The 6,538-nt window shown below is 70.2% G+C and carries 5 protein-coding genes; 4 read left to right on the top strand and 1 reads right to left on the bottom strand.

Annotated elements, in window-relative coordinates; genetic code table 11:
- Nucleotides 1–114: 114 nt before the first annotated feature.
- The 4 genes from LNK82_RS09050 to LNK82_RS09035 all read left to right on the top strand — a co-directional run bounded on the left by LNK82_RS09050 (nt 115) and on the right by LNK82_RS09035 (nt 2,281).
- Nucleotides 115–984, top strand: a complete 870-nt coding sequence (locus tag LNK82_RS09050) for a phosphotransferase (protein WP_230566482.1) — start codon at nt 115–117, stop codon at nt 982–984.
- Between the two features lie 38 nt (nt 985–1,022).
- Nucleotides 1,023–1,307 (top strand): TFIIB-type zinc ribbon-containing protein, encoded by a 285-nt coding sequence (locus tag LNK82_RS09045; protein ID WP_268995990.1) that lies wholly within the window; start codon nt 1,023–1,025, stop codon nt 1,305–1,307.
- 99 nt (nt 1,308–1,406) lie between these two features.
- The gene (locus LNK82_RS09040; RefSeq protein WP_230566480.1) at nt 1,407–1,847 is read left to right on the top strand and encodes a hypothetical protein; all 441 of its coding nucleotides are present in this window, start codon (nt 1,407–1,409) and stop codon (nt 1,845–1,847) included.
- A 158-nt stretch (nt 1,848–2,005) separates the two neighbouring features.
- Nucleotides 2,006–2,281, top strand: a complete 276-nt coding sequence (locus LNK82_RS09035; protein ID WP_230566479.1) for a hypothetical protein — start codon at nt 2,006–2,008, stop codon at nt 2,279–2,281.
- 309 nt (nt 2,282–2,590) lie between these two features.
- Here the strand turns inward: LNK82_RS09035 and LNK82_RS09030 are convergent, their stop codons facing one another.
- Nucleotides 2,591–6,487 (bottom strand): DNA-directed RNA polymerase subunit beta', encoded by a 3,897-nt coding sequence (locus LNK82_RS09030; RefSeq protein ID WP_230566478.1) that lies wholly within the window; start codon nt 6,485–6,487, stop codon nt 2,591–2,593.
- Between the last annotated feature and the right edge of the window lie 51 nt (nt 6,488–6,538).

Below are 6,538 nucleotides of genomic sequence, written 5' to 3'. Positions count from 1 at the left end.
GGGCCCCCGGCCCCGCCCCGCCCCCCCCCCCCCCCCCGCGCCGCGGGGGGGGGGGGCCCCCCCCCCCCCCCCCCCACGGCCGGAGCCGGACCGGGCGCCGGTCACACTGGTCGGGTGAACTCCGAACTCATCGCGGGCATGGCCGCGCTCGTGGCGGCCGACGCCTCGCCCGAGGTGCTCGCGGTGCGTGGCGACGTCGTGGTGGTCCGGGTCTCGGACGTGGTGCTCAAGGCCCATGAACAGGGCACGGACCTGGCCGTGCTCACCGCGCGGCTGCGGCTGGCCGCCGACCCGCGGCTGGACGGGCTCCTGCTCGCGCCGCGCTCGGCGCCCGCGGTGGTGCTGGGACGGGCCGTGACGGCCTGGCCCATGGGCACGCCGGTGCCGCAGAGCGAGCCCGAGGACCTGCCCATGGAGGCGGCGGGGCGGATGCTGGCCGCGTTGCACCGGTTCACCGCGGCGGACTTCGCGCCGCCCGTGCCCCTGGCCGGCGCCCGGCCCCGGATGGAACGGGCGGTGCGCGACCTGACCCTCGACACCCCGGCGGCCGACCTGGTGCGGCGGGCGTTCGCGACGTTGCCGGAGTTCGGCGACGGCGGCGTCACGCTCATCCACGGCGACTGGCACCTCGGCCAACTGGTGTGGCGGGATGGGTACCGGCTCATCGACGTGGACGACCTCGGGATCGGTGACCCGGCGTGGGACCTGGCGCGGCCGGCCGCGTTGCACGCGGCGGGGGTGCTCGACCCGGACGCGTGGGGTCGGCTGCTCGGGTCGTACCTGGACGCGGGTGGCGTCGGCGTGCCGCCCGACGACCCGTGGTCGGTGCTCGACGCGCCCGCGCGCGCTCTGGTCGTGCAGATGGCGGCCCGTGCCCTCTCCGCTGCGGAGCGCGACGGAACGGAGTTGAACGACGCCCAGGAAGCGCTGATCGAGACGTGCGCGCGGATCGTGTCGACACACGAACCCATTCGGCGCGGCTAATATCGGGACCATCGCGTCAAGAGCAGGAGGCTCACACGATGCAGTGTCCCAAGTGTCATGCGAACATGCGCACCTTCGACCGCATGGGCGTGCACATCGAGCAGTGTGATGGCTGCCGCGGGGTCTTCCTCGACTACGGCGAGCTGGAGGCCATCACCCGGCTCGAGCAGCAGATGGCTCCCCCGCCGCCCGTCGCGCCGCCGCCCGCGCAGGTGCACTACGTCCAGCAGCCCGTGCAGCCGGGTTGGGGCGCCGCGCCCGGTTACGGCCACCACGGCCACCGCAAGCACCGCGGCCTGGGCGGGTTGTTCTTCTCGTCCTGATCTTCGTGGTGGGTGGCCCCGCGCCGGGTGGTGCGGGGCCACCGTTGTCACTACCGAAAATCCGGGTGATAATCGGTAGTGACCCGAGGAGGTCCCGTCATGTCCGTCGCCACGGAGGCTGCGCAGATCCGCGACCTGTTCGACCAGATCGAGGAGATCGAAGAGGTCGCGTCGAGCTTGTCGGAGGACGACGAGCGGCGGCGCAAGCTGCACGGCGTGGTGGCGAAGGCCCTGCGCAAGGCCCCGCCGGTGCGACCGGTGGTGGCCGGTGAGCTGCTGGAGTTGACCGAGAAGACGGTCAAGGCGTGGGCGCGCGAGGGCGTGCTCGCCATCCACAGCCAGGAGCCCCGGATGCTGTTGGACGCCGTGCGGCTGCACGAGGTGCTGCACGTCGTGTCGGACTTGAGGCGGGCGGGCAAGAACCGCGCGTTGCTGGACGAGGTGCACCGGCGGTTGAGCGACGCGGCGCTGCTCGACCGCGACGACCTCGTCACCAGCCTGGAGCAGATGCACCGCGGCGAAGGACGCGTAGTTCGCTGATCACCGTCGTCGAAACGCCCGTCGCGGCCGTCCAGGCCGCCGGCCTGCGCGGCGCCGCCAGGGTCGCCTACGACAGGTTCCTGGACGAACTGGCCCACAGCGGCTGCCTGGCGCTCGGCTACCGCGTCACCGGGCCCGAGCCCCTGCCCCGCCTCTGCGTGAAGCACCTCCGCGGCACCGACCGCGTGGTCGTCGCCTTCCCCGCCCCGCACACCGCGTGGATCCTGCTCGTCGGCCCGCACGACGACGACCCCGGCCGCGACCTCTACGAAACGCTGTACGAGTTGGCCGGCGTCCGCCCGAAGCTGACCGAGAAGCGCACCAAGCCACCGTGCTGCTCGGACCTCGCACCCCCGGTCGCGGACGCGGACCTGGTCGACGACCTGGTCGCCCGCGCCCGCTCCCTGGCCAAATCCCGCCGCCGCCCGACCTGACCTCCCCGCGTGTCGAACGCTCAGGTCCCGCGTGTCGAACCTCCAGGCCCCGCGTGTCGAACCTCCAGGCCCCGTGTGTCGAACGCTCAGGGCCCGTGAGTTCAACGCTCAGGACGTCCCGGCAGGCCCGTGCGGCACCCCTCCACGTGTTCGAGCGGTGAACTCGGGGTACCTGAGCGTTCGACACGCGGGACGCGAGCGTTCGACACGCCGGTCCTGAGGGTTCGACACGCGGGACGCGAAGGTTCGACACGCGCGAAAGGCCCCCGGAGCGGGAGGCTCCGGGGGCCTTTCAGCGGACTAGCTGCTTCAGCGGTAGTCGCGGCCGAAGTCGTAGTCGTCCAGCGGGACCGCGGCGCCCGTGCCCGTGCCGAAGACGTCCGGCGTGTAGTAGCCGTCGTCGTAGCTCGGGATGGCGTACGCCGCCGCACGCGCTTCCTCGGTCGGCTGCACCTGGATGTTCCGGTACCGGTTGATGCCGGTGCCGGCCGGGATCAGCTTGCCGATGATCACGTTCTCCTTCAGGCCGATGAGCTTGTCCGAACGCCCGTTGATGGCGGCGTCCGTCAAGACCCTCGTCGTCTCCTGGAAGGAGGCCGCCGACAGCCACGAGTCCGTGGCCAGCGACGCCTTCGTGATGCCCATCAGCACCGGACGGCCGGCGGCGGGCTCGCCACCCTCGGCCACCACGGCCCGGTTGCCCGACTCGAACTCCGCGCGCTCGACCAGCGAGCCCGGCAGGAACTCGGTCGCACCCGAGTCGATGATCGTCACCCGGCGCAGCATCTGCCGGACGATGACCTCGATGTGCTTGTCGTGGATCGCCACGCCCTGGGCCCGGTAGACCTTCTGGACCTCGCCGACGAGGTGCAGCTGGGCCTCGCGCGGGCCCATCACGCGCAGCACCTCGTGCGGGTCGGGCGTGCCCTCCAGCAGCTGCTGGCCGACGCCGACGTGGTCGCCGTCCTGCAACGGGCCGGTGGCCGTGTTCGCGAGCCGCTGACGCTTGGACAGCTTCTCGAAGAGGATCTCCTCGGACCCGTCGTCCGGGATGAGGGTGATCTTCCAGAACCGGTCGCCGTCCTCGATGCGCACCCGGCCGTCGACGTCCGCGATGGGCGCCTTGCCCTTCGGCACGCGAGCCTCGAACAGCTCCTGCACACGGGGCAGACCGGTGGTGATGTCGTCACCGGCCACACCACCCTGGTGGAACGTGCGCATGGTCAGCTGCGTGCCGGGCTCACCGATGGACTGCGCGGCGACGATGCCGACGGCCTCGCCGACGTCGACCAGCTTGCCGGTCGCCATCGAACGGCCGTAGCACGACGCGCACACGCCGACCGCGGACTCGCAGGTCAGCACCGAGCGGACCTTGACCCTGGTCACGCCCGCCTCGACGAGCGTCGCCAGCGCCGGGTCGCCCAGGTCGTCACCGCGGTTGAGCACGATGTTGCCACCGGCGTCGGTGATGTCCTCGGCGATGGTCCGCGCGTACACGCTGGTCTGCGCGAACTCGGCCAGCACGACCTTGTCGCCCAGCCGCTCGCCGACCGTCATGTTCACGCCGCGCGTGGTGCCGCAGTCGACCTCGCGGATGATGACGTCCTGCGAGACGTCCACCAGACGACGGGTCAGGTAACCCGAGTCGGCGGTGCGCAGCGCGGTGTCGGCCAGACCCTTGCGGGCACCGTGCGTGGCGATGAAGTACTCCAGCACCGACAAGCCCTCGCGGAACGAGCTCTTGATCGGCCGCGGGATGTACTCGCCCTTCGGGTTCGTCACCAGACCGCGCATACCGGCCAGCGAGCGGACCTGGGTCATGTTGCCCGCCGCGCCCGACATCACGATCATGCGGATCGAGTTGTCCTCGGGGAAGTTGGCCTCCATGACCTCGGCGACCTCTTCGGTTGCCTTGGTCCACACCTTGACCAGCTCGTTGTTGCGCTCCGTGTGGGAGAGCTGACCGCGCTGGTAGCGCTTCTCGACCGCGTCCGCGAGCTTCTCGTGCTCGTCCAGGATGCCCTGCTTGGCAGCCGGCACGAGCACGTCGGAGATCGCGACCGTGACGCCCGACCGGGTGGCCCAGTAGAAACCGGCGTCCTTCAGCTTGTCCAGCGTCCGGGCGACGGTGACCATCGGGTACCGCTCGGCGAGGTCGTTGATGATCGTCGCCTGCCGCTTCTTGGGCATGACGTCGTTGATGAACGGGTAGTCCGCCGGCAGGACCTCGTTGAACAGCACGCGACCGAGGGTGGTCTCGGCCAGCCACGCCTGACCCGGCTCCCAGCCCTCGGGCTCCTGGCCCTTCGGCGGGTTCTTGTCCGTGATCCGGATCTTGACCATGGACTGCAGGCCGAGGACCTTGCGGTCGAACGCCATCAGCGCCTCGGCGGGCGAGGAGTAGGCCTGGCCCTCGCCGAGGTCACCCTTCTTGTGCCGGGTCAGGTGGTACAGGCCGGTCACCATGTCCAGACGCGGCATGGCCAGCGGCTTGCCCGACGCGGGCGAGAGGATGTTGTTCGACGACAGCATCAGCACGCGAGCCTCGGCCTGCGCCTCGGCGGACAGCGGCAGGTGGACCGCCATCTGGTCACCGTCGAAGTCGGCGTTGAACGCCTCGCAGACCAGCGGGTGCAGCTGGATGGCCTTGCCCTCGACCAGCTGCGGCTCGAAGGCCTGGATGCCCAGCCGGTGCAGCGTGGGCGCGCGGTTCAGCAGCACGGGGTGCTCGGTGATGACCTCTTCCAGCACGTCCCACACGGCGGGGCGAGCGCGCTCCACCATCCGCTTGGCGGACTTGATGTTCTGCGCGTGGTTGAGGTCGACCAGCCGCTTCATCACGAACGGCTTGAACAGCTCGAGCGCCATCTGCTTGGGCAGGCCGCACTGGTGCAGCTTCAGCTGCGGGCCGACCACGATGACCGAACGGCCGGAGTAGTCGACGCGCTTGCCGAGCAGGTTCTGGCGGAACCGGCCCTGCTTGCCCTTGAGCAGGTCGGACAGCGACTTGAGCGGCCGGTTGCCCGGACCCGTCACCGGCCGGCCGCGGCGGCCGTTGTCGAACAGCGCGTCGACGGCCTCCTGCAGCATCCGCTTCTCGTTGTTGACGATGATCTCGGGCGCGCCGAGGTCGATCAGTCGCTTGAGGCGGTTGTTGCGGTTGATGACGCGGCGGTACAGGTCGTTCAGGTCGGACGTGGCGAAGCGGCCACCGTCGAGCTGCACCATCGGGCGCAGGTCCGGCGGGATGACCGGGACGCAGTCCAGCACCATGCCCTGCGGGTTGTTGCGGGTCGCCTGGAAGGCGGCCACGACCTTCAACCGCTTCAGGGCGCGCAGCTTCTTCTGGCCCTTGCCGCTGCGGATGGTCTCGCGCAGCACGTCGGCCTCGGCGTCGACGTCGTAGTCACCCAGGAGCCGCTGGATGGCCTCCGCGCCCATGGCGCCGGTGAAGTAGTCGCCGTAGCGGTCGTACAGCTCGCGGTAGAGCAGCTCGTCCGCGATCAGCTGGGCGCGCTCGAGCTTGGTGAAGGTGGACCAGATCTCGTCGAGCCGGTCCAGCTCGCGCTGGGCGCGGTCGCGGAGCTGGCGCATCTCACGCTCGCCGCCCTCCTTGACCTTGCGGCGGACGTCGGACTTGGCGCCCTCCGCCTCCAGCTCGGCCAGGTCGGCTTCCAGCTTCTGCGCACGGGCCTCGACGTCGGCGTCACGCCGGTTCTCGACCCGCTTGCGCTCGACCTGCATCTCGTTCTCGAGCGTGGGCAGGTCGTTGTGGCGCAGCTCGGTGTTCACGCCCACGATGACGTAGGCCGCGAAGTAGATGATCTTCTCGAGGTCCTTGGGCGCCAGGTCGAGCAGGTAGCCCAACCGGCTGGGGACGCCCTTGAAGTACCAGATGTGCGTGACGGGCGCGGCCAGTTCGATGTGGCCCATCCGCTCACGGCGCACCTTGGCGCGGGTCACCTCGACGCCGCAGCGCTCGCAGATGATGCCCTTGAAGCGGACGCGCTTGTACTTGCCGCAGTAGCACTCCCAGTCCCGGGTGGGACCGAAGATCTTCTCGCAGAACAAGCCGTCCTTCTCCGGCTTGAGCGTGCGGTAGTTGATGGTCTCGGGCTTCTTGACCTCGCCGAAGGACCACTGGCGGATGTCGTCCGCGGTCGCGAGACCGATGCGAAGCTCATCGAAGAAGTTGACGTCGAGCACGTCTACTCTCTTCCCCTTTTTGGTTCGGTGCTGCTTGGGGTGCTGGTGGCT

The organism is Saccharothrix luteola (assembly GCF_020859565.1).
GTDB classification, from domain to species: domain Bacteria; phylum Actinomycetota; class Actinomycetes; order Mycobacteriales; family Pseudonocardiaceae; genus Actinosynnema; species Actinosynnema luteola.
Note: the sequence above shows the minus strand (reverse complement) of the source record. Positions and strands in the feature narration are given on the sequence as shown.